The sequence below is a fragment of the Anaerobutyricum hallii genome, from assembly GCF_900209925.1.
Classification (GTDB): domain Bacteria; phylum Bacillota; class Clostridia; order Lachnospirales; family Lachnospiraceae; genus Anaerobutyricum; species Anaerobutyricum soehngenii.
Window position 1 is genome coordinate 3,032,957 of record NZ_LT907978.1, and the last position, 24,845, is coordinate 3,057,801.

Annotated in this window: 18 protein-coding genes; 4 read left to right on the forward strand and 14 right to left on the reverse strand. The window is 39.0% G+C overall.

The genetic code is table 11. From position 1 onward, the window contains the following. Positions 1-10: 10 nt before the first annotated feature. From EHLA_RS13785 to EHLA_RS13810, 6 genes are all read right to left on the reverse strand, one after another. Positions 11-2,743: a hybrid sensor histidine kinase/response regulator gene (locus tag EHLA_RS13785; protein ID WP_096241199.1), complete on the reverse strand. Its 2,733-nt coding sequence runs from the start codon at positions 2,741-2,743 to the stop codon at positions 11-13. A 564-nt stretch (positions 2,744-3,307) separates the two neighbouring features. Further along, positions 3,308-5,338 carry an ABC transporter permease gene (locus EHLA_RS13790; RefSeq protein WP_096241200.1) on the reverse strand — a complete coding sequence of 677 codons (2,031 nt, stop codon included), beginning with the start codon at positions 5,336-5,338 and terminating at the stop codon, positions 3,308-3,310. Then, positions 5,331-6,098 (reverse strand): ABC transporter ATP-binding protein, encoded by a 768-nt coding sequence (locus tag EHLA_RS13795; RefSeq protein ID WP_096241201.1) that lies wholly within the window; start codon positions 6,096-6,098, stop codon positions 5,331-5,333. The genes EHLA_RS13790 and EHLA_RS13795 overlap by 8 nt, the downstream gene beginning before the upstream one ends. 123 nt (positions 6,099-6,221) lie before the next feature. Continuing rightward, on the reverse strand, positions 6,222-7,235 hold the full coding sequence (locus EHLA_RS13800) for a sensor histidine kinase (protein ID WP_096241202.1): 1,014 nt from the start codon (positions 7,233-7,235) through the stop codon (positions 6,222-6,224). Between the two features lie 15 nt (positions 7,236-7,250). Then, the gene (locus EHLA_RS13805) at positions 7,251-7,925 is read right to left on the reverse strand and encodes a response regulator transcription factor (protein WP_096241203.1); all 675 of its coding nucleotides are present in this window, start codon (positions 7,923-7,925) and stop codon (positions 7,251-7,253) included. Positions 7,926-7,934: 9 nt separating this feature from the next. Next, the gene (locus tag EHLA_RS13810; protein WP_096241204.1) at positions 7,935-8,846 is read right to left on the reverse strand and encodes a selenium metabolism-associated LysR family transcriptional regulator; all 912 of its coding nucleotides are present in this window, start codon (positions 8,844-8,846) and stop codon (positions 7,935-7,937) included. Between the two features lie 522 nt (positions 8,847-9,368). Between EHLA_RS13810 and selD the strand changes: the two genes are divergently transcribed. The 4 genes from selD (at position 9,369) to EHLA_RS13830 (ending at position 12,300) form a co-directional block, all read left to right on the forward strand. Then, positions 9,369-10,397 carry a selenide, water dikinase SelD gene (gene selD, locus EHLA_RS13815; protein ID WP_096241205.1) on the forward strand — a complete coding sequence of 343 codons (1,029 nt, stop codon included), beginning with the start codon at positions 9,369-9,371 and terminating at the stop codon, positions 10,395-10,397. 198 nt (positions 10,398-10,595) lie between these two features. Then, the gene (gene yedF / locus EHLA_RS13820; protein ID WP_096241206.1) at positions 10,596-11,228 is read left to right on the forward strand and encodes a sulfurtransferase-like selenium metabolism protein YedF; all 633 of its coding nucleotides are present in this window, start codon (positions 10,596-10,598) and stop codon (positions 11,226-11,228) included. Positions 11,229-11,245: 17 nt separating this feature from the next. Then, entirely contained in the window at positions 11,246-11,485 is a 240-nt protein-coding gene (locus EHLA_RS13825; protein ID WP_022169995.1) for a DUF3343 domain-containing protein, read from the forward strand. Positions 11,486-11,526: 41 nt separating this feature from the next. Further along, positions 11,527-12,300 carry an acyl-CoA dehydratase activase gene (locus EHLA_RS13830; RefSeq protein ID WP_096241207.1) on the forward strand — a complete coding sequence of 258 codons (774 nt, stop codon included), beginning with the start codon at positions 11,527-11,529 and terminating at the stop codon, positions 12,298-12,300. A gap of 796 nt (positions 12,301-13,096) precedes the next feature. On the opposite strand, the gene EHLA_RS13835 is transcribed toward EHLA_RS13830, so the two are convergent. From EHLA_RS13835 to rpoC, 8 genes are all read right to left on the reverse strand, one after another. Then, positions 13,097-14,422, reverse strand: coding sequence for a zinc ribbon domain-containing protein (locus EHLA_RS13835; protein WP_096241208.1), 1,326 nt, complete (start codon positions 14,420-14,422; stop codon positions 13,097-13,099). Positions 14,423-14,491: 69 nt separating this feature from the next. Then, on the reverse strand, positions 14,492-15,346 hold the full coding sequence (locus tag EHLA_RS13840) for a YitT family protein (protein ID WP_096241209.1): 855 nt from the start codon (positions 15,344-15,346) through the stop codon (positions 14,492-14,494). Between the two features lie 189 nt (positions 15,347-15,535). Then, positions 15,536-15,922, reverse strand: coding sequence for a DUF2500 domain-containing protein (locus tag EHLA_RS13845; RefSeq protein WP_096241210.1), 387 nt, complete (start codon positions 15,920-15,922; stop codon positions 15,536-15,538). Between the two features lie 260 nt (positions 15,923-16,182). Beyond that, positions 16,183-17,376, reverse strand: coding sequence for an elongation factor Tu (tuf, locus tag EHLA_RS13850; protein ID WP_096241211.1), 1,194 nt, complete (start codon positions 17,374-17,376; stop codon positions 16,183-16,185). Between the two features lie 192 nt (positions 17,377-17,568). Further along, entirely contained in the window at positions 17,569-19,698 is a 2,130-nt protein-coding gene (fusA, locus tag EHLA_RS13855) for an elongation factor G (protein ID WP_096241212.1), read from the reverse strand. 72 nt (positions 19,699-19,770) lie between these two features. Beyond that, on the reverse strand, positions 19,771-20,241 hold the full coding sequence (gene rpsG, locus EHLA_RS13860; protein WP_005344954.1) for a 30S ribosomal protein S7: 471 nt from the start codon (positions 20,239-20,241) through the stop codon (positions 19,771-19,773). Positions 20,242-20,418: 177 nt separating this feature from the next. After that, a complete protein-coding gene (gene rpsL, locus EHLA_RS13865) occupies positions 20,419-20,832 on the reverse strand; it encodes a 30S ribosomal protein S12 (protein WP_022169347.1) in 414 nt (137 codons plus the stop codon). 320 nt (positions 20,833-21,152) lie between these two features. Further along, the gene (gene rpoC / locus EHLA_RS13870; protein WP_096241213.1) at positions 21,153-24,824 is read right to left on the reverse strand and encodes a DNA-directed RNA polymerase subunit beta'; all 3,672 of its coding nucleotides are present in this window, start codon (positions 24,822-24,824) and stop codon (positions 21,153-21,155) included. Positions 24,825-24,845 lie beyond the last annotated feature (21 nt).

A 24,845-nucleotide genomic window follows, 5' to 3' on the forward strand; every position in this document is an offset into this window, starting at 1 on the left:
CAGAAGTTTATTATTTTAATTGGTTTATAATTATTTTTTTTATTGTTTTTATATTTAATGGTTTAGCAGCATGGGCATTCATTCCTGCATCCATTGCATGCTGAATATCTTCTGCAAATGCATTTGCTGTTAATGCTATGATGGGAATGGATTGAGCATCTGTTCTGTCTAGCCGGCGAATCTGCCTTGTTGCTTCGTAGCCTCCCATAACCGGCATCATAATATCCATCAGGATAAGATCATAGCTGCCCGCAGGATGTGTAGAAAATGCTTCTACTGCTTTTTGCCCATTATTTACACAAAAGACTTTGGCTCCTTCTTCTTCTAAAAGAATTCTTGCAACTTCCTGATTTAGTTCATTATCTTCTGCAAGAAGAATTTTTATATCTTGAATAGATTCTCTTTCTGTTTTTTCTATAACCGTTGTCTTTAACTCCCGTGCCCGTTCAAAAGGAAGTGTGATAACGAAGGTGCTTCCTTCTCCCAGCTTACTGAAAACCTCAATACTTCCTCCCATCTGTTCAAATAATGCTTTTGCAATACTCATTCCCAGACCGGTTCCCTGATAAACACTTCTTGCATCTGTTCCTTCCTGTGTAAACGGTTCAAATATCCTATTTAGATAGTCTTCACTGATACCAATTCCTGTATCGCTGATCGTCCACTGATATGTAAGTATTTTTTCATCTGAATGAAGAAGTCTGACATGGGTTCGAATCTCTCCATTCTCTTTATTATACTTTATACAGTTGCTGTAGATATTCATCATTGCCCGGATTAAATGTAATGGACTTCCATAAATATAAGGATTCTCATAAACTTCCGGCTCGACCTCCATTACTGTAGTAAGTCCCTGTTCTTGTGCCTGCATACCAATAATCGTCATAATCTCTTGCCCCTGTTCAATAACATTAAACGGTTCATGGGACAATACCAGTTCCCCTTCTTCTATTTTAGACATATCAAGAACATCATTAATCAACGATAAAAGATGATTCGCAGCAATATTTGCCTTCTCGCGATTTCTCTTTAAAAACGTTATATCCTCTTCATGTTTTTTATCAATTTCTAAAAGACCGATAATACCATTTAATGGCGTGCGCATGTCATGAGACATTCGTGAAAGAAAGTTTGACTTTGCTGCGTTGGCCTGTTTTGCTGTACTTAAAGCTTCCTGAAGTAATCTCTTCTGGTGAATTTCTTTTGCAACAACATCATCTACATTTAAAAATCCAAGAACGATGATCCCTGATTCTTCATCTCTGATAAACCGGAACTGATAATACTGTATTTTGCCTTCTTTGACAATACGGTAATTTCCTTTATATTCTTTTTCCCCGGAAAGGGTCTCCATTACATTGTCAAATTGCAGTGCCTCCTGCATCATCAAACGATCTTCTGCGTAGACACATTCATTAATATATTTATCAAAAAATGCCTCATAGGCATATACATTTTCATTTTTTCTATCAGATTCGGATACTGTATAATCTTCCTGCTTAATAATGGACAGTGTTTTTTCCCGCGAGTGGATTAAATAAACATTCAGGTAATTACTACTTAATGTCTTAACAATGCTGACCTGGGTCTCATAGGCTTCCTGGACTGCTGTAACATCTTTTCCATATAATACAGCTTCTAGATGATCATTAGCAGGATTTACAAAAAGATGCGCTGCATATCGGGAAATTCTTGCTACATCATCATCATAGTAACAACGTGATACCCGGACAATCTCTACTTGACCGGACTGATAACTGCGAAGCATTGATTCCCGGCAATAAGCTGCAATAAAATCCTGACGGTCTTTTAACGAAGGAATATATTTTGCTGTACCTGCAATAAACTCATCAATTGACAATTGTTGATCGATCATATAAGCAATCTGAGAAGTTCCTCCAACATTTAATATTTTATCTGCAGTCACATCCATATGAAAATATCCTGCTGCATCTGTAATAGATGCAATGAGCAAATTTAACTGCTTCTCATAAATCTTTCGAGCACTTACATCATCATCTTCACATACCAGTGCAATGACAAAATCTTCATAACTCTCTACTTCCCCATCTCTGGCTATCATTAAATAATAATAGTGTGTCTGGGTTGTTTTTATTCTGCAATGTAATTTAAAACCAGATGTCTGAGAAAGTCGTTTCTGCACCACCGAAAGTTCTGTCTGCTCAAACATATATGCCTGTTCATCCGGGTGTACATATTTTTTTATAAAAGCTTCCCGTAAGATATCATATTGCATCCTGTCATCTGTATCTCTATAATCTATACTTTTTTCATCCCATTCTAACTGATACTGAGAACGGTACACAGAAACGGCTCCTGTCTGCCTGCTCACTCCATAAACAGCTATATAGTCTGATGCCAGAAGATTAATCGCTCCCACTAACCTAAGAGCCTTCTCCCCTGTAGGAATAGCGCTTGCCAGACGTTCTCCTTCCGCAACCGTACTAAATACCATTGCATGTCCTACTTTTTCATCTGAAAGCTTCAGCTCTACAGCATCAACAGTTTCATAAATCTTTCGAATAGGATCAAGATATGTTCTCGGTCCGTAAATCTTATTCATTACCGGACAGGGTGGACAGGGCGAGTCCAGTCCCATCAATGCCTTATAGCACTTTATCCCTTTCTGAAGATTTGGATAAATCTCCTTTGCTGTATCATTAAAACCAATAATCGTATACTCTTCGTCAATACTGTAATACCCCGATGAATGTGTGTTCATATCCCCGCACCTTCCTTTTTATTCTTCATAACTATTTATAGTATAGCATTACTTTACTACATCCACTACTTTTTTCAGCAAAACCGTAAGAACTATTTATCCATAAGAAAATAACAGTGAAATCCACGCCTTCTACTTAATTCGTTTTCTTTCACTATAATATCCTTACAATTCTGTAAGAAGAAATTTCTCTTCTGGCGAATTTTTCTCTGGTTAACTCTCATAATCTTCTGGATAATCCCCTTCTCTTTCCAACACAAATCACCAATTTGCTATTTACTTCCAAAAACAGACAGCCGCTAAAACAAAATTTTATGCTGAATTGTAAGGAAACTATGGTAAAGAAAAAAGAATGGTTATAAGTATTGCATTTTGTGACTTTGCGCTATGGAATTCTGACCATAGGAACTTGGGACTCGTTTTTCCCAAGTTCCTGTTTTTCTGGGCAGAATGGAATGCCTAGCGCAACGGAACAAAATCTAACTTATAACCATTCTTTTTTCTTTAGAAGACTCCATACAATTCAGCTCAATATCTTCTATTAAAGCGGCGTCTGGGTCCCCATCAAATTAGTATTTTGTAATATTCTCTTGCTGTTATGCTATAAATTATCGCATAGATTACTGCAAATACCGCTACTGTTCCTACTGTATACATGAAAAATAATGATATATTCGTAAGGTTTAACACACTGAGTAGCTTTGTGATAATTTTAAAAGCAAATGCCAGATGAATGACCGCCATAATCAGTGGCAGGAAGAAGACGAGTAGCACCTGGCTTCTTATGGACTGTCTGACTTCTTTTTTGCTCATTCCGACTTTCTGCATGATCTGGTAGCGTTCTCTGTCATCATACCCTTCAGATATCTGTTTGTAGTAGATGATGAGTGTCGTTGCCATCAGGAATATGATTCCGAGGAAGATACCGATGAAGAGAAACCCACCGTAAAGTTCATAAAAACTTTCTCTGCTTAATTCTCTACTTTCAATGGAACAATTCGCAAATTTTTTCTGAAGCTGTTTCTGAATACTTTTTTCTGTTTTTGCACGATTTGCTCTGCTTCCGTTTAAATTAAAACTGTAACTGTACTGTATTTTCCCATAATATTCTTTCAGTCCATCATATATATTACTATTCTCGTAAATATCTTTTAAATAGGATGTGATGATACTGCTGTCTTTGACTACTACATACCATCCATCTATGAAACTAGTTGTATCAGCTTTTGCTATTGCTAGTCTGTCTAATTCATCGACTACTTTATATGAGATGCTATTTAACTGAATGACTTTCTTATTTTTTAGGGCTTCTGTATCACTTTTTTTATGAGTTCTTTTATGATTTCTATGATAAAGAAGAACTTCATTTTCTTTCAGTTTTACATTCTTCCCTTCTGTTTGATTGTAATCAGAAAGTGGAATCATGACTAAATCTACAGCATTTGAATTGCTATAATCCCCCGCTGCCATCATATCAAGCTTCTTCGTTTTGTTATTATATACTGTTGTAAATCGCCCTACATGAAAACGTATCTGTGAAGTTGGCACTGTGTGATTTTTCTTTGTCATATTCTTTATAATTTCTTCTATCTGTCCTTCTTCTTTTTGATTGATTCCTGAACTTGTGATTTGTGCCTCATATGGAAAACGGGTCACAATCACATCATTCAATCCCCCATATAAGGATACTGTCATAGAAACCATCACAAGAACCATTGTGCTTAATATGCAGATGTTTGCAAGACCTACCGCATTCTGTTTCATTCGGTAGATCATGCCTGATACGGCTGTAAAATGTCTCGTCTTATAATAATAGCTTTTTTTGTTTCGGAGCATTTTTAAAAATGCAATACTTCCTGCCATAAACAGGGCATACGTCCCTATAATAACAAGTATAACTGCAATGAAGAACTTTCCTAATGCCGCCATCGGTTCTTTTGTTATAAGTGCGATAGAATAACCTCCTGCTAAACAGAGGATTCCGATTATCGTCATAATCCATTTTGTCTTTGGCTCTCGTTCTCCCGTATTTCCTCCACGCAGCAGTTCGATTGGATTTGAAAGCTTCATCTGTAAAAGGTTATACAGAAAGATCAAAATAAAAATTGCGCCAAAAAAAATCGTTGTCATTCCAATAGATGCCAGTGAGATTCTATACTCTATCTTTCCACCCATATGCAGTATTTTCAATAATATAAGATACACGAGTTTGCCCAAAAGAATGCCTGCTAAAATACCACCAATGATACTTGCCACCGTTGTTATTACAGATTCAAGAAAAAGCATTTTGCCAAGATGTCCTTTTCCCATTCCCAGAATATTATATATTCCCAATTCCTTTTTCCGGCGTTTAATTAAAAAACTATTGATATAAAACAAAAAGATAATCGAAAAAATAAGAATTACCGCTGCTGCATAAGACAACATAATCGCAAGCGGACTACCTTTTTCTACTAGAGAACGATTTCGGTACAGATTATCCATAGTAAAATACATCATCACAGAAAATGCAGATGCTAAAATATATGGAATATAACTTTTCCTATTATTTTTTAAATTCGTTACTGCAAGCTTTCCATAAATTTTACTATTCATCATCCTCACCTCCCGCTGTAATTGCAGTCATTGTATCAGAAATCTTCTGATACATCTGTGTCTCGCTGAGGTTTCCTTTGTAAATCTGATGAAATACTTTGCCGTCTTTAATAAATAAAACCCGCCCTGCTGTGCTTGCCGCTTTTACACTATGTGTTACCATAAGGATGGTCTGTCCATCCTGATTTAAATGGGTAAATAAACGCAACAGTTCTTTTGCTGCCTTAGAATCCAGGGCTCCAGTCGGCTCGTCCGCCAGCAGAAGCTGTGGCTGTGTGATAACTGCTCTTGCAACGGCAGCTCTTTGCTTTTGTCCTCCCGAAACTTCATAGGGATACTTCTCCAGCAAGTTTTTGATACCAAGTTTATCTGCAAGTGGAAGAAGTCTTCTTTCCATTTCTTTATGAGATGTTCCGGAAAGTACAAGAGGAAGAAAAATATTATCCTTTAAAGAAAAAGTATCTAAAAGATTAAAGTCCTGAAATACAAATCCCAGATTATTCCTGCGGAATGCCGCCATCTCTTTTTCTTTTACTTTACTTAAATCTTTTTCTTTTAAAAATACCTTTCCTTCCGTCGGCCTATCGAGTGCCGCTAAAATATTAAGAAGTGTACTTTTTCCTGAACCAGATTCCCCCATAATTGCTACATATTCGCCCTGCTCCACAGAAAAGTTTACATCTTTTAATGCTTCCACCTGATTTCCGCCAAAACGTGTTGTATATACTTTACGAACATTTTTTACATCTAATAATACCATTATAATTCCCTGCCTTTCTTCTTCTCCAGAGCGTGTTTGAAAAATGCTCTAAGCTTACAGGTTTATTATAAAAAGAAAGTGCCGCTGCTTCCATCGAAGTACCTAACACTTTCTGTTCTTACCTTACATTTTTGTAAGATATATCTTTGTTCCGCTTCCCACCTCTGAATCTACTGTAATATTCCACTGCAATTTATCCATAATATTTTTACATAAATACAGACCGATTCCGGTAGACTTCTTGTTCTCTCTGCCATTATATCCGGTAAAGCCTTTTTCAAAAATTCGAGGCAGATCTTCTGCCGGAATTCCGATTCCTGTATCTTTGATTACAAGAGATTTTTCTTTCATATAAATAAAAATCTGTCCCTTCTTTATATATTTCAAGGCATTCGATATGATTTGCTCGAGTACAAAAATAAACCATTTTTCATCTGTTACTATACAAGCTTTTGTCGGTTTAAAATCTATTTTTATCTTTTTAGATATGAAAATCTTTGCGTATTTTCGGATAACCTGACGCACCATATCATCTAGTTCATGCTTTTTAAACACTAAATCAGAAGATATATCTTCTACCCGAAGATAATTTAATGCCATCTCTACATATTGTTCAATCTTGAAAAGTTCCATCTTCATATCAGAAACAGATATTGCCTTCTGCATCATCTCTTTCTCATCGATCTGATATAACATCCGTTCGGTATTCTGTAATAAAATATCCAATGCAGCAATCGGTGTTTTGATCTGATGAACCCACATGCCATAATAATCAAGCAGCTCTTTTTTTGCAATTCGATTCTTAGAAATAAGCTCCTGCTTTGCCTGATATAATTCCTTTGCAAGTTCCTGATAATCATATTCAATAATATCCATATGCTCTGGGAGTTGTTCTGCATCGTCAAAAAACTGCTCCCTGTTGATATGTAATAACTTATGCCGTTTATAATATTTGTAAAAATCAATAAACAGACATACTGCACACCACACAAAAGACAATTCGCATCCATAGATAATCGCATCAAAAGGAATATCATATAAATAAAATAGTATTCCAAATATCACAACGATTCCTGTAAATATAATAATTAGCACTTTGCGGATTTTCAAAAATGAAAAAATACTTTCTTTGATCATTTCTCTTTCTTTCCTCTATTTATCCAAATAATACCCAATTCCTTTTTTCGTCTTAATTCGTCTTTCCATACCTACATTTTCTAACTTTTTACGGAGCCTTGCTACATTAACTGTCAGAGTATTATCATCAATAAAGGCATCACTTTCCCAAAGTCTTGCAATAATATCATCTCGTGCTATAATCTTTCCTGAATTTTCCATAAGCATCTGCAAAATACGAAATTCATTTTTTGTAAGAGATATTTTCTCCCCCTTATAAGAAAGAGAAGCGTCATTTAAATTAAGGAGCATACCTTCATGCTCTAACACATTGACATTTCCTTGAAAGGAGTAGGCCCGGCGTAGTAATGCCTGTACCTTGGCTGTTAGTACATTTAGATCAAATGGCTTCTCGATAAATTCATCGCCGCCCATATTCATTGCCATCACTATGTTCATATTATCATTCATAGAGGATAAAAACAGAATTGGAACACTCGATATTTTCCGGATTTCCTGGCACCAGTAAAATCCGTTATAGAACGGCAAACCAATATCTAAAATAACAAGCTGCGGATCAAACTGCTGAAATGCTTCCATCACGCATTTAAAATCTTCTATCTGTTTAGTCTCATAATCCCACCGCTCCAGATGTGCTGCCACATTCGAAGCAATCGTAGAATCATCTTCGACAATTAAAATTCGGTACATTTTTTCTCCTTAAAACTCTTCTCTAAAACACTTCTCTGTATAATGAATAAACTTTTTCACTATTTCTGGAAGAAAAGATTCATTTTTATAGATAAGATATAATTCCCTGCAAAATTCCTTTTCCGGCAATCTATAAATCAATATCTTTCCAGACTCATGTAATTCTCTTATCATTTGATATGACAAAATCGAAATTCCCATTCCAGCTTCCACACAATCTCTTAGCATCTCTGCACTATCAAAGGTTGCAATAATATTTAAGTCTTCTTCTTCTATTCCAAAATATTTCAAGCTGCCGAGTGCCTCTTTCATCGTTCCAGAGTACTGTCTTCTTGCTAAAAATGGTGCTTCTAAAATCTGTCTTAAATCGCTCTCCCCAGAATCACTTTCTCCGGCAAAAATCTTCTGATACTCCTTTGTATTTGGTGCTGCCAAAACCAAATGGTCTTTTATCAGTGGAATGTACTTGCACTGCTTTTCTACCTTTGTCCCAACAAATCCAATATCGAGACTTCCCTCTTTTACCCGATGAATAATATCTAAACTATCCGCACTCGTCATCTCCACCTGCGTATTTACATTTTTCTTTAAAAATCCACTCAATATTGTAGGAACAAACCACTGTGCCGGAACAGAAGATGTACCAATCCGAAGAAACTCACTTCCATTCCCCCCAACTTCCATTATTGCTTTCCGATGTAAAAGTAAAATGTCTACTGCATACTTATAAAGTTTTACCCCATCTTCTGTCAATTCAAAATTTCTTGCTGTACGTCGAATCAGCTTTTTCCCAAGCTCATGCTCTAAGGCTGACACATGTGTACTAACTGTAGATTGCGATAGATGCATTTTCTTCGATGCTGCCAAAAAACCTTTACATTCTGCAACATTTGCAAAAATCTGCAATTGATGTATATCCATTTTCTCACTTTCCTTTCCGGTAAGTTTAAAATACTCTGGTCGAAAACACTCCAGATTCAAGTCGAGCAGCCGCGAGACTTGGCGCGTGATTCTGGTCAGCGTAAGCTGACATATTCTTTACAGAATCACTGCGCATCCTCGCGGAGCGTTTATCTCAGTCAGAAATTGGACTCCCACTGAGACAAATTTGCTGTCACTCACCACCTGAAAGAGGTGGGAGTCTTCTCGACTGAGATAAATACATTTTACCATATCTATCGTTTTTATCAATAATCATATCTATATTATCGAAATAATGAACTTTACTTTCTGTACAATATCTATTAAACTAATTTTAGAATAAATTACATTATGTTGGGAAATTTTACCCAAAATGTACTCGCAAAATCGGTTACAAAAGGAAATATATGAAAAGTTCTGAAATTACATTGAAGAGGAACCATAAAAGTATTTTTCAGTGGTAACAAGCACATACATAAAAAGCACTGAGAGTACATCCCACATAAAAGGAGGTTGCCTATTATGGAAAAAGAAAAACTATTTTGCAAGGGAGGAGGATGTACCGCTAAACTTGGTGCCGGTATTTTAAGTCGTATATTATCGAAGCTGCCGCAGGGACCGGAAGATGAGAATCTTCTTGTCGGTTATGACAGCAAAGATGATGCCGCTGTGTATAAAGTTTCCGATGATATTGCTTTTGTACAAACTCTTGATTTCTTTCCACCGATGGTCGATGACCCTTACACTTTTGGGAAAATTGCTGCTACGAATGCATTAAGTGATATTTACGCAATGGGCGGTGAAGTAAAGACCGCCTTAAATATTGTCTGTTTTCCTGAAAAAATGGATTTGAACATTTTAGGTGAAATTATGCGTGGTGGTGCTGAAAAGGTTATTGAAGCAGGGGGAACACTGGCAGGTGGCCATTCTATCGCTGATTCCGATGTAAAATACGGCTTATCGGTTACTGGTCTTGTGAATCCAAATAAAATCTATACGAATAACGGGGTGAAACCGGGCGATGCACTGATTCTTACGAAGCGTCTTGGTGTCGGCATCATCTGTACAGCTAACCGAGTTGGCGAGGCCTCTTCTGAGGCAATGGAAGCCGTAACAGACTCCATGACAACCTTGAACAAGTACGCCGCAGAGTGTTGCAGGAATTTCGAAATCCATGCCTGCACAGATGTTACTGGTTTTAGTTTTCTAGGTCACCTTCATGAAATGATGGATGGACAGCTTTCCTGCCACATTTATGCCGGACAGGTTCCTGTTTTTGAAGAGGCCTTACGGCACGCTGATGAATTTCTTTTAACCGCCGCCGGACAAAGAAACCGTAACTTTACTGGGCCATTTGTCCAGTTTGAAGATGTTTCATTTGCAATGGAAGAAATTCTTTTTGACCCACAGACATCCGGTGGTCTGCTCATTTCTCTTGCAAAAGAAGACGCGCCTGCTCTTCTTGACAAGTTAAAAGATGCCGGATTACCAGCAGAAATTGTTGGAGAAGTTTTGGAAAAAACAGAACCAGAAATTTTAGTCACAAATTAATTCAAGAATGCCCCGGCATTCTTGCTGCGAGATGCGCGTCATGCAATGCATGACATACTTCTTCTGCGCATCTCTGCAATCCTGCCGGAGGCTATATCAGATGGGGGGATTGACTCCCCCACTGATACTGATTTATTGCTCGCCACCTACAAAGGTGGGAGTCATCTTACATCTGATATACAAAATGGAGGAACAATCATGATTAAAGTAAATGCAATGGGCGATGCCTGCCCAATCCCAGTAGTAAAAACTAAGAATGCCATCCGCGAATTACAGGGTGGAGGGACAGTGGAGACACTTGTTGATAATGAAATTGCCGTACAGAATCTTACAAAGATGGCAAACCAGAAAGGATACGATGTACATTCTGAAAAAGTTGCTGATAATGAATTTAAAGTTACAATGACTATAAATGCAGAAGCTGCACAAATTGCCGCGAATAGTGCTGTGGCAACAATAGAAGAAGAGAACTGTCCGATTACTCCGTTAAATAAAAAAAATACGGTCGTAGTTATCCGCTCAAATCAGATGGGAAACGGCGAAGAGGAACTTGGAAAAGCTTTATTAAAGGGATTTATCTATGCCTTAAGCCAGCAAGATACTCTTCCTTCTACTATCCTTTTCTATAATAGCGGTGCATATATCACTTGCGAAGAATCTGCCTCTATTGAAGATTTAAAATCTTTAGAAGCCCAGGGTGTTGAAATCCTCACCTGCGGAACCTGTTTAAACTTCTATGGACTTACTGATAAGCTTCAGGTCGGTGAGATAACAAACATGTATGTGATCGCTGAAAAAATGACACAAGCCGACTTAATCGTGCAGCCTTAAATAAAGGAGTTTTACCTATGCTTAGAAAGAAAAAGCCTGCATTCATCATCGCATTTGACGCAACTACACAGGCAATGGCAACCGATAAACTCTGTGCAAAAAATGGTCTTCCCGGACGATTAATTCCTGTTCCACGCGAAATTACCGCCGGCTGTGGCTTTGCCTGGAAAGCCGCTCCAGAAGATGAAACTATTTTAATAGAGGCACTCACAAAAGAAGGAATCGAGTGGGCTTCTACACATATTTTAGAAATTTAATTTATTAGCATTTAAAAGAAAAAATATTCAGGATACTTATTATGAACAAATATTTTATTGGAATTGATATCGGCTCCACCTGTGCGAAAACAGTTGTCATGAATCATGAAAAAGAAATTCTCCACCGTTTTTTACAGCCAACTGGCTGGAGTAGTGTAGATACTGCAAAGCAAATACAGGAAACGCTCATGGAAAAGGGAATTCTTCCAGAAAAATCCGTTGTTGTCGCAACCGGATATGGACGTGTATCCGTCCCTTATGCTGCAAAATGCGTCACAGAAATTACCTGCCATGCAAAAGGAGCCTGCTATATTCATAAAAATGAAAATATGCTCCTCATTGACATCGGGGGACAGGATACGAAAATTATTCGCATTGAAAACGGTATGGTCACCGACTTCCTCATGAACGATAAATGTTCCGCCGGAACAGGCCGATTCCTTGAAGTCATGGCAAATACATTATCTCTAACCCCACAAGATCTGTGTGAGCTTGCTGCAAAAGGCAACGGAACTTCTATCAGCTCCATGTGTACTGTGTTCGCTGAATCTGAGGTAATCAGTTTGATCGGACGTGGAGAATCAAGAGAAAACATTGCCTTTGCCGTTATCGACTCTATCGTACAAAAAGTTGTATCACAGGCAACAAGACTTACAAACGGACAGGAAGAATGCATTTGTCTTACCGGTGGATTATGCGATTACTCTTATCTTAAAAAATCGCTCGGAGAATCTTTAAAAACAGATGTATTAACCGATACTGACGGACGCTATGCCGGAGCAATTGGTGCAGCGATTGCTGCTATTACTATTTAATTCATTAGGGAACAGACGAAAATAAAAAGAATAGACCATAGTAAATGTAAAGATATCACTGCGTAGAAAATGCCTGTTCGGCATTTTTACTTGCTCTCACATTACATTTACTATGGTCTATTCTTTTTATTTTCTGTATTTTGGCTCCACGTGAATGAATTCAATAGTTTTTGGGAGGGATTAAGGGGGAGAGGTCAGAAGGTCGTGGCTTATTCTGATATTGTCTCCGCGATGCTGTCAATGATGATAAAATAATACCGCAAGCTCTATCACTATACATGATAAATTTATCATTATATTGTCGCGATATATCGTTTGTCTCAACGTATGTCGTGCGTACATGATGCACATCTCGTAGCAAGAATACCGAGGTATTCTTGAATTAGAGTATACAATGAATCTAAAGGGGACTCCTCCAATTTTTTGGAAAATGACAATGTCCTTTCTCTTTACTGCTCGTTAAGAGCGAGAAAATAATCTTCTGACGATACATCTTCCGAGCAAGCAGTAGTCTTCTGATTTCTCCCTCATCTCCCTCCCAAAGACTATTGCTTTCATTCCTTCCGAAGCCAAAACACAGAAAAAAGAAATAATACCATATCCCAGATGCGGCTTCGGAGCATGTCTAAGATGCGGATAAGCATCTTAAGCACAGCGACTACAGAGCAGATGGGATATGGCAATATTTCTTTTTTCGTCTGTTTTCCTCTAATAAATCAAATAGTTCGTTGCCAGGGTGAATAAAAAAGGGGCACAGGTGGATCTGAACAGAAATTTGCATATATACAAAAACTTATTACAGCAATTTCCATTTGGCGTTATCAACTTGCAGACTATAACCACAATAAGAACAACAACCGTTATTATCCGGAATATAGTTAGCCCCACAGCTTGGACATTCCTTTTCCATCACAACGGCCTGGCCTTTGGACTTGATTCGATTCGGATAACGAGATCGGCAAAGCTTCCAGTTATGCTTTTCACTTTTCGTCACGATATGCTTATTATTTTGAAGAACGGTCTGCTTCAACATCGCTTCCACAGAAATCGTCGTCTTATCAGACGTATTTTCCACGCCTTTTAGCTTTATATTATCAACACTGTAAGAAAGCAGCTCTGGGGTAAGAAGTGTTTTGTACAACGCTTCATTGATATTACTTATCAACCAGCCTTCATCGTAACGAACGATCTCTTTCTCAAGATTCTCCAGCTCATCAATTTTCCTTGCTCTGATCCAAAGAAGACTCAGACTCAGTATAATTGTAAGTGTCATCGCAACACCAATTGCAATATACATATTCGTAATCAAATAAACGCAAGGAAATGTCGGTAAAAACGAGAGTAAAATCGTTGCACTGGTATACTTTAGATTATCCATATTCGGATCTGGTGTCTGATAAATCATAAAATCTTCGATTTGCCAGTCATAGAAATTACTCTGAATAAACCCTCCACAATAAGGACAGTTTGTCTCATCACCTTTTAACTGTATCTGCGCCCCACAGCTTGGACAAAATATTTCCGAATACTTTGAATAAAATCTCTGCTCCTTCTGCCTGTCTTTCTCTCCCACTTCATTGTGACGAATATGGCGGGACTGCCGAAGCAATATCGACCCATGCGGATAAATCGATTCATGAATTACCTTACCACTGTCTCTATGTAAATATTTATCAGAAACAGCGGCTTCTACGATAACTTCCCTCCATTCACGTCCTGAATCACTCCAATGCCGGAAGTCTCTCTTTTTGGCATTTCCTTCTGATAACTTCACATTCGTAAAATGTAGTTGCCTTGATAAACCTCTTCCTTCAAGTAGCTTTATTTCATGCATTACTTTTTCCTGAAAAGTCCGATCCATTCTTACCGTACTCTTTTGCAAATTACCGGTTTGCATCAAAGTAAGTAGCTCCTCCAGAACATTCGATATCTTTTTCGGTACTTTCTCCGTTCTCAAAGACTTCGCTTCTGGTTGTGCCAATCTTTTTTTCACCACAAAATACCAGTTACTTGGCAAAAATCGTTCAAAATTCCACTCCAGTATGCGGCTTGCAACAATATACCCTAATGCACAAGCCCACACAAATGCAAAAACACTCGCATCACTCCATGTAAGTTTCATCAAAAATCACCTCCTTATATATCCGTAGATTACTACAACAACACCCTTTTCCCTCAATGCTCAATTCTTCTACTTCTTAGGCAAATACCGCATATCCGATACTGTATATACTGTAATAAATGCCTCTGGATCTTCCTGATTGATATACTTCATCAATTTCTGATATTCCCCTTTGTCTACAATGGTAATGATCTCATTTCTTTTTTCCATATTATAAGCACCAATCGCTTCGTAAATAGTTGCCCCACTGTGCAGATCACGAACAATAAACTGCCGCAATTCCTCTTCCTTTTTTGTAATAATACAGACCCGTCGTTTGATATTATGATCAAAAATAAAATGATCCAAAACAATACCATTAAAATAAGTTCCCAATACACTAAGTACTACAGTCTTCTTATCATAAACCAGCGCCGCCGAAAGTGCCACACACATCCCTGACAAAGACATCGCTTTCCCCAGCTCCATATGAAAATATTTATTCATAATTTTAGCTACAATATCTAATCCCCCAGAAGAAGCATTCCGGTTGAATAAAATACTCAGGCCCACACTGACCACCAGAATGTAGCAAAGAACATCCAGCTCCTGACTATTCGTTATAGAACCGGTGTTGGGAAAAATATTCTCAAATATACCCAGAAACACCGGCAGCATAACACTCGTGTAAACTGTTTTAAGCCCGAATTCCTTTCCACAGGTAAAAAATCCAATAATTAATAAAACTACATTAAGAATCATCGTAATCGCTGATAATGGCAGCGGAACAAAATTTGAAAGAACAATACCCAGACCTGACATACTACTAATCGACGTATGACTCGGAACCAGGAAAAAGTAAACAGCAACAGCTATAATAGCAATTGCGATGGTAAGGATATTTATTTCTATCAAAATAGACTTGTAATCTGTCTTCGTTTTCATATTATTTTTTTATCTCCTCCTGTGTTAAAGACTATTACTGCATAAGTAAAAAGTATAATTGAGACGATGATTAAAAACATCATTTCCCTTCATTTATTTTTCTTGTTGAATTTTGGAACTGCCAATTCGCTATACACGGTATTAAATAATTCTGTTAGAAACTACTTATTTTTAATAGCTCTTATGTCTCTATTTGCGCTCAAATCCAAAATATCTTGTCCCTTGAAAATTTAATGTTCCAGCATCTCCTTCTATTAGCATTCCATACTCAGAACCACTCATAGAGAATTCTATTCTGTCACCGCTGTCCACCTCGAAAGTTACATAATAGGAAGTGGATGAGGTAGTGCTATATCCATGAGAGCCGCTCATGTCCCCATTATTAGGATGTTGATGATGAGAGACCTCTGTTCGTTTGGCAACTACCCTGGCTGATACATTGAGCCTTGGAGAGTGATTATTTTTATTCCATGTGGTAATACTTGTGATAATGCCATATGCTAATATAATAAAAACGCTACAAAATATTAGTGCGAAGGCGATGTTAAATAGCACATCAAATCCATCAAATAACATAGTGTTTCTCCTTCTTATATTTTCTCCTCTTAGAAATATGTGTTTTACAATAATTTTATCATACAGCAATTATAACTTCAAATAGGAATTTGCCGAGGGAGTAAACGGACGTCCCCAGCAAATTCCTATTTTTCTAGATAACAGAAAAACCCCAGAAACATTGGTTTCTGGGGTGAATCTTACGCTTGAACACAAGTACCTTGCGGTACGATATATATAAAATCTAGTATTATTCAGTTGCTAATTATATAAGTTCGTGATTACTCGATGATAGAAGCAACACGTCCTGATCCTACAGTACGTCCACCTTCACGGATAGCGAATGTAAGACCCTGCTCCATAGCTACTGGATGGATCATGTCGATTGTCATTTCTACGTTATCACCAGGCATGCACATCTCTGTTCCTTCTGGAAGAGTGATAACACCTGTTACGTCAGTTGTACGGAAGTAGAACTGAGGTCTGTAGTTGTTGAAGAAAGGAGTATGACGTCCACCTTCATCTTTTGTTAAAACGTAAACCTGAGCTGTGAACTTATGATGGCATGTTACGCTACCTGGCTGAGCTAATACCTGTCCACGCTGAATTTCGTCTCTCTGAACACCACGAAGAAGAGCTCCGATGTTGTCACCAGCCTGAGCTTCGTCAAGTAATTTACGGAACATTTCAACACCAGTTACAACAACTTTACGTGTTTCGTCTGTGATACCAACGATTTCTACTTCATCAGATACGTGTAATGCACCACGCTCTACTCTACCAGTTGCAACAGTACCACGACCTGTGATAGAGAAGATGTCCTCGATAGGCATTAAGAAAGGCTTATCTGTGTCACGTTCTGGGTTAGGAATCCATGTATCAACAGCGTCCATAAGTTCCATGATCTTATCTCCCCATTCTCCGTTAGGATCTTCAAGAGCCATAAGAGCTGAACCCTGGATGATTGGAGTGTCATCTCCTGGGAAGTCGTACTCGTTTAATAATTCACGGATTTCCATGTCTACTAACTCAAGTAACTCTTCATCGTCTACCATATCACATTTGTTCATGAATACTACGATGTAAGGTACACCTACCTGACGGGATAATAAGATGTGCTCTTTAGTCTGAGCCATAACACCATCAGTAGCAGCTACTACAAGGATAGCTCCATCCATCTGAGCAGCACCAGTGATCATGTTCTTTACATAATCGGCATGACCTGGACAGTCAACGTGTGCGTAATGTCTCTTCTCTGTTTCGTACTCAACGTGAGCTGTAGAGATTGTGATACCACGTTCTCTTTCTTCTGGAGCTTTATCGATGTTTTCGAAATCTACTTTTTCGTTTCCTTCTACTCTTTCAGCTAATACTTTTGTGATAGCAGCTGTTAAAGTTGTTTTACCATGGTCAACGTGTCCGATGGTACCAATATTACAATGTGGTTTAGTTCTCTCAAACTTAGCTTTAGCCATTTGAATTTCCTCCTTAAAATTACGCCTGATAGGCTGTCTTTATAATTTTAAATATTCTCGTCCGGCAAAGAATCGACCAGACGATTCCAAATTACAGCCAGACTGCGACTATAAAGCCGCACCTGCTGTAATTATATTTCATTTTAACATTATTTGCAAGTAAAACTTTGCAGATAATCTTTATCTATGAAATTATTTGTTCTGAGCTGCTAAATGAGCATCCAGAATCTTTTCCTGTACGTTCTTAGGAACTTTTTCATAGTGATCAAAGAACATGGAGTAGTTACCACGTCCCTGAGTTCTAGAACGTAAATCTGTAGAATATCCGAACATTTCAGATAATGGTACGAAACCATGAACGATACGTCCGCCACCTACATCTTCCATACCTTCGATACGTCCACGACGGGAGTTGATATCACCGATAACGTCACCCATGTATTCTTCAGGCATTGTTACGTCAACCTTCATGATAGGCTCAAGTAATGCAGGATCTGCTTTCTTCATAGCATCCTTGAATGCTAAGGAACCCGCTACCTTAAATGCCATTTCAGAAGAATCGACTTCATGGTAAGATCCGTCGTATACTGTAGCGTGTACACCAACAACAGGGAATCCACCAAGAATACCAGCTTTGGATGCCTCTTCGATACCAGCACCAACTGCAGGGATGTATTCTTTAGGAATAGCACCACCAACAACTTCGGAATCGAATTTGAATGTTTCTTCTCCGTTAACGTCCATAGGCTCGAAACGAACTTTACAGTGTCCGTACTGACCACGTCCACCGGACTGTTTAGCGTACTTAGAATCGATATCAACTGCTTTTGTGAAGGATTCTTTGTATGCTACCTGTGGAGCACCAACGTTAGCTTCTACTTTGAACTCACGAAGGAGACGGTCAACGATGATCTCAAGGTGAAGCTCACCCATACCAGCGATGATTGTCTGTCCTGTTTCCTGATCTGTATGAGCGCGGAAAGTAGGATCTTCTTCTGCAAGTTTTGCAAGGGCTTCTGCCATCTTGCCCTGTCCAGCTTTTGTCTTAGGCTCGATAGCGAGCTCGATAACTGGATCTGGGAATTCCATAGACTCAAGAATTACTGGATGCTGTTCATCACAGATTGTATCACCAGTAGTAGTAAACTTAAATCCAACTGCTGCTGCGATATCTCCTGAGTATACTTTATCTAATTCCTGACGTTTGTTGGCATGCATCTGAAGGATACGTCCAACACGCTCCTTTTTGCCCTTTGTAGCATTTAAAATGTAAGAACCGGAATTCATTGTTCCTGCATATACGCGGAAGAAAGCAAGCTTTCCAACGAATGGGTCTGTCATGATCTTGAATGCTAAAGCTGCAAATGGAGCATCATCAGAAGCAGGAACTTCTACTTCATTACCTTCTAAGTCCTGACCTTTGATAGCTTCTACATCTGTAGGAGCTGGCAGATATTCGATGATAGCGTCAAGAAGCTTCTGAACACCTTTGTTTCTGTAAGCTGTACCACAGCAAACAGGAACCATTGTACAGTTACATGTTCCTTCACGAAGAACTCTCTTTAAGTCTTCAACGCTTGGCTCTTCTCCATCAAGGTAAGCCATCATTAAATCATCATCTGCTTCACAGATTTTTTCAACCATATCTGTGTGATATAATTCAGCATCATCCTTCATATCTTCTGGAATATCAATAATGTCAATGTCTTCACCCTTCTCATCGTTGTAGATGTAGGCTTTCATTTCCATTAAGTCGATAATTCCCTTGAAGTCATCTTCCTTACCGATAGGAAGCTGAATAGGAATCGCGTTTTTACCTAATCTTGTTTTAATCTGATCTACTGCACCGTAGAAATCAGCACCCATGATATCCATCTTATTGATGAATGCCATACGTGGTACATTATAGGTGTCTGCCTGACGCCATACATTTTCGGACTGTGGTTCAACACCGCCCTTTGCACAGAAGACACCAACAGCGCTGTCCAATACACGAAGAGATCTTTCTACCTCTACTGTAAAGTCAACGTGTCCTGGGGTATCAATAATATTGATACGATGCTCTAAAGCACCTTTTTTAGGTTTACAATTCTCTTCCAGAGTCCAGTGACATGTTGTGGCAGCGGAAGTGATTGTGATACCTCTTTCCTGCTCCTGTTCCATCCAGTCCATGGTAGCAGTACCTTCATGAGTATCACCAATCTTGTAATTTACACCAGTGTAATAAAGGATACGCTCTGTTAATGTTGTCTTACCAGCATCAATGTGGGCCATAATACCAATATTTCTGGTTCTCTCAAGTGGATATTCTCTTCCAGCCAAGGTTTTTTCCTCCTATAAAATGTATCCGGATGGCTGCATAATCTATGCAGCACATCCTGTGTAAATAACTTATTAGAATCTGTAATGTGCGAAAGCTTTGTTTGCTTCTGCCATTTTGTGCATATCTTCTTTTTTCTTTACAGATGCACCAGTGTTGTTCGCTGCATCCATAAGTTCTTTTGCAAGACGCTCTTCCATAGTCTTTTCACTTCTCTTACGAGAGTAAAGAGTGATCCAACGAAGAGCTAATGCCTGACGTCTGTCTGGTCTTACGTCGATAGGTACCTGATAAGTAGCACCACCGATACGTCTAGCCTTAACTTCCAGAGCTGGCATAATGTTATTCATAGCCTCTGTAAATACTTCTAAGGCATCTTTTCCTGTTTCTTCCGCAATGCGGTCGAAAGCACCGTAAACGATTTTCTGTGCAACACCTTTCTTACCGTCTAACATGATGTTATTGATAAGCTTTGTTACCACTTTGTTATTGTAAATAGGATCTGGTAATACATCCCTTTTTGCGATATGTCCTTTACGTGGCACGGTTCTTCCCTCCTTAATTAAATGTGATTTTCATTTCTTCATTTCCATGAGGAAATGAAATATTAAATCATCGGTACTCATGGAAACTTCTGTTTCCGTTGTTCATGCTCGGACAAGTCAATATATTGCCTGCAACCAACAGAGAAAATATTGCTATTCCGGCATTCTCACTGATATTTATTTCTTAGGTTTCTTAGCACCGTATTTGGAACGAGCCTGGCGTCTGTTTGCTACGCCTGCTGTATCAAGAGTACCACGTACGATATGATATCTTGTACCTGGTAAATCCTTTACTCTTCCTCCACGGATAAGAACAACACTATGTTCCTGAAGGTTATGTCCTTCACCTGGGATATAGCTTGTTACTTCGATACCGTTGGAAAGACGTACTCTGGCAATCTTACGAAGCGCTGAGTTAGGCTTCTTAGGAGTTGCTGTCTTAACGGCTGTACATACTCCACGTTTCTGTGGTGAGCTGGCATCTGTTGGTCTTTTCTTTAAGGAGTTAAATCCTTTCTGAAGAGCAGGTGCCGTGGATTTCTTTGCTACAGACTGTCTTCCTTTTCTAACTAACTGGTTAAAAGTAGGCATTCTGAAATTCACCTCCATGCATATTTTCTAATGTGGTTGCTAATAGTTTCTTCTCTGGGCTAAACCAATATGACAAGTCATCTTGATTATACCCTCATGTGGGCATAGTTATACATCTGCACACAATTAGAGATTATATCTTTAAAAAAACTTTTTGTCAAGAGAATTTTTTTATTTTGTTGTAACTGACAAAAACCTGGAATTCTTCTCAACGGCGATAAAAAAACAGATATGCAACAGATGCATCCTTTCATATAATGATACGAAACATCTGTAGCATATCTGCTTTTTATTTTTATCTTTTTAATTTCTGAACCAGATTACAGGTTTTCAGGTTCTAAAATTATTGCATTATCATCTGACTTCTGATTTTGCACTTCTTCCATGGAAGGGTAATCCGCATCGTAGTCAAATTCATCTACTTCTTCGATTTCATTTACTACTTTTCCTGTATTGAGGTGAAGGTTACGATACTTCTTTAAGCCTGTTCCTGCTGGGATAAGCTTTCCTAAAAGTACGTTCTCCTTCAGACCGATCAGTGGATCGATCTTTCCTTTGATAGCTGCATCGGTAAGAACCTTTGTTGTTTCCTGGAAGGATGCGGCTGATAAGAAAGAGCTTGTTGCAAGAGAAGCTTTTGTGATACCAAGAAGTGTCTGCTCTGCTGTTGCAATTTCTTTTCCTTCTGCAAGAAGTCTCTCATTCTCATCTTCTAATTCAAGAATATCGATGAGTGCTCCTGGAAGATACTTGCTGTCTCCAGCTTCTTCAATACGAACTTTCTTAAGCATCTGGCGAACAATGATCTCGATATGTTTATCATTGATATCTACACCCTGCAGACGGTATACACGCTGTACTTCTCGCATCATGTAATCCTGTACTGCTTCTGCGCCTTTGATTCTTAAGATATCGTGAGGATTTACAGAACCTTCTGTCAGTTCAGCACCGGCCTCTAAGTAAGTGCCGTCGAGAACTTTAATACGGGAACCATATGGAATGATATAGCTTCTTGTTTCTCCACTATCTTCATTCACAATAGTGATCTCACGTTTTTCTTTTGTTTCTTTTACATCTGCACGACCGGCGATCTCACTGATAATTGCAAGACCCTTTGGCTTACGTGCTTCAAAAAGCTCCTCGACACGAGGAAGACCCTGTGTGATATCATCACCGGCTACACCACCGGCATGGAATGTACGCATGGTAAGCTGTGTACCAGGTTCACCGATGGACTGGGCAGCAATAATTCCGACTGCCTCTCCAACCTGTACTGCCTGACCAGTTGCAAGGTTGGCACCGTAACATTTAGAACATGCACCGTTATGGGACTTACAGGTTAACATTGTTCTGATCTTAACCTTTTCATATCCGGCATTAACGATTGCTTTTGCACGCTTTGGAGTGATCATGCAGTTAGCTTCAACGATAAGGTTGCCTTCTGCATCTTTATAATCTTCTGCTGCATAACGTCCGCTGATACGGTCTTCTAATGTTTCGATTGTTTCTTTTCCATCCATGATTGCTTCTACATACATGCTTGGAATCTTGTTTGTTCCTTCACAGCAATCCTGCTCGCGGATGATCAGTTCCTGTGATACGTCTACAAGACGTCTTGTCAGGTAACCGGAATCGGCTGTACGAAGCGCTGTATCAGAAAGTCCCTTTCTGGCACCATGTGCAGAAATAAAGTACTCCAGTACGTCAAGACCTTCACGGAAGTTTGACTTGATAGGGAGCTCGATCGTACGTCCGGATGTATCGGCCATCAATCCACGCATACCTGCAAGCTGCTTGATCTGCTGGTTAGAACCACGGGCACCGGAGTCAGCCATCATGAAGATGTTATTGTACTTATCAAGACCACTGATCAGTTTATCTGTAAGTTCGTTATCGGCAGCGAACCATGTCTGTACTACTGCTTTATAACGTTCTTCTTCTGTCATGAAACCACGTCTGTACTGTTTTGTAATGTACTCAACCTGTTTCTGAGCTGCTGCAAGGATATCTGCTTTTTCTTTTGGTACTGTCATATCTGAAATAGATACACTCAGCGCACCGATTGTAGAATATTTATATCCAAGAGCTTTAATATTATCAAGAACCTCTGCTGTCTTCGTTGTACCATGTACGCTGATACAACGGTCAAGGATCTGTTTTAACTGTTTCTTACCACACTGGAAATCAACTTCTAACTTTAAGAAGTTATCTGGATCCGAACGATCAACAAAACCTAAATCCTGAAGGATGATTTCGTTGAAAAGAAGACGTCCCATTGTACAATCTACAATACGGCTTCCCATTGTTCCGTCCGGTCTCATTCCTCTTCTCTTTACTTTAATTCTGGAATGAAGAGTGATTACCTTGTTCTCATAAGCAAGATATGCTTCATTTTCAGATTTAAAGCACTTACCTTCGCCTTTTGCTCCTTCTTTTTCCATAGTCAGGTAGTAAATACCAAGGACCATATCCTGTGAAGGAACCGCTACTGGCGCACCATCTGATGGTTTCAGCAAGTTATTAGGAGAAAGTAAAAGGAAACGACACTCCGCCTGTGCTTCCTGAGAAAGTGGCAGATGGACAGCCATCTGGTCACCATCGAAGTCGGCATTGAAGGCTGTACATACTAATGGATGCAGCTTGATTGCTTTACCTTCTACTAATGTTGGTTCGAATGCCTGAATACCAAGACGATGTAAGGTAGGGGCACGGTTTAACATAACCGGATGTTCTTTAATAACATCTTCAAGTACATCCCAAACTTCAGGCTGTAACTTCTCTACCATCTTCTTAGCAGACTTAATATTGTGAGCAAGACCGTTTGCTACAAGTTCTTTCATAACAAATGGTTTAAACAGCTCGATCGCCATCTCTTTTGGAAGACCACACTGATAAATCTTCAGTTCCGGTCCTACTACGATTACAGAACGTCCTGAGTAGTCAACACGCTTACCAAGAAGGTTCTGACGGAAACGGCCCTGTTTACCCTTTAACATATCGGAAAGAGATTTTAATGCTCTGTTTCCTGGTCCTGTTACAGGACGGCCACGACGACCGTTATCAATTAACGCATCTACCGCTTCCTGGAGCATACGCTTTTCATTACGGATAATGATATCCGGAGCGCCAAGTTCTAACAATCTCTTAAGACGGTTATTACGGTTGATGATTCTTCTATATAAATCATTTAAATCAGATGTTGCAAAACGTCCACCATCTAACTGAACCATTGGACGGATATCCGGAGGGATAACCGGAACAGCGTCAAGTACCATCCATTCCGGAGAGTTTCCGGACAGACGGAACGCTTCTACAACTTCTAATCTCTTAATATTTCTAGCTTTTTTCTGTCCACTGGCGTTCTTAAGACTCTTCTTAAGTTCTTCTGCTTCTGCTTCAAGATCAATCTCTCCAAGAAGTTCTTTGATTGCCTCAGCACCCATTCCTACGCGGAAGCTTCCAAGACCTTCTTCAGAATCTCTGTACTCCTCTGTAACACGACGGTACTCTGCATCAGAGATAACATCCTTCTTGCTTAAGTTTGTTGTTCCTGGATCAAGAACTACAAAGGAAGCAAAGTATAATACTTTTTCAAGTGCCTTTGGAGACATATCAAGGATTAATCCCATACGGCTAGGGATTCCCTTGAAGTACCAGATATGGGATACCGGAGCTGCAAGCTCGATATGTCCCATTCTCTCTCTTCTTACACTGGCCTTTGTAACTTCTACTCCACATTTATCACAGACAACGCCTTTATAGCGGATCTTTTTATATTTACCACAGTGACATTCCCAGTCCTTGCTTGGTCCGAAAATTCTTTCGCAGAACAGACCATCTTTTTCCGGCTTTAAAGTACGGTAGTTAATGGTTTCCGGCTTTTTTACCTCACCATGAGACCACTGACGAATCAGTTCCGGAGACGCAAGTCCGATCTTAATGGCGTCAAAATTAACCGGCTGTTCAACTGTTTGGTTATTCATATCAGACATAGGTTACTCCTTCCAAACTAT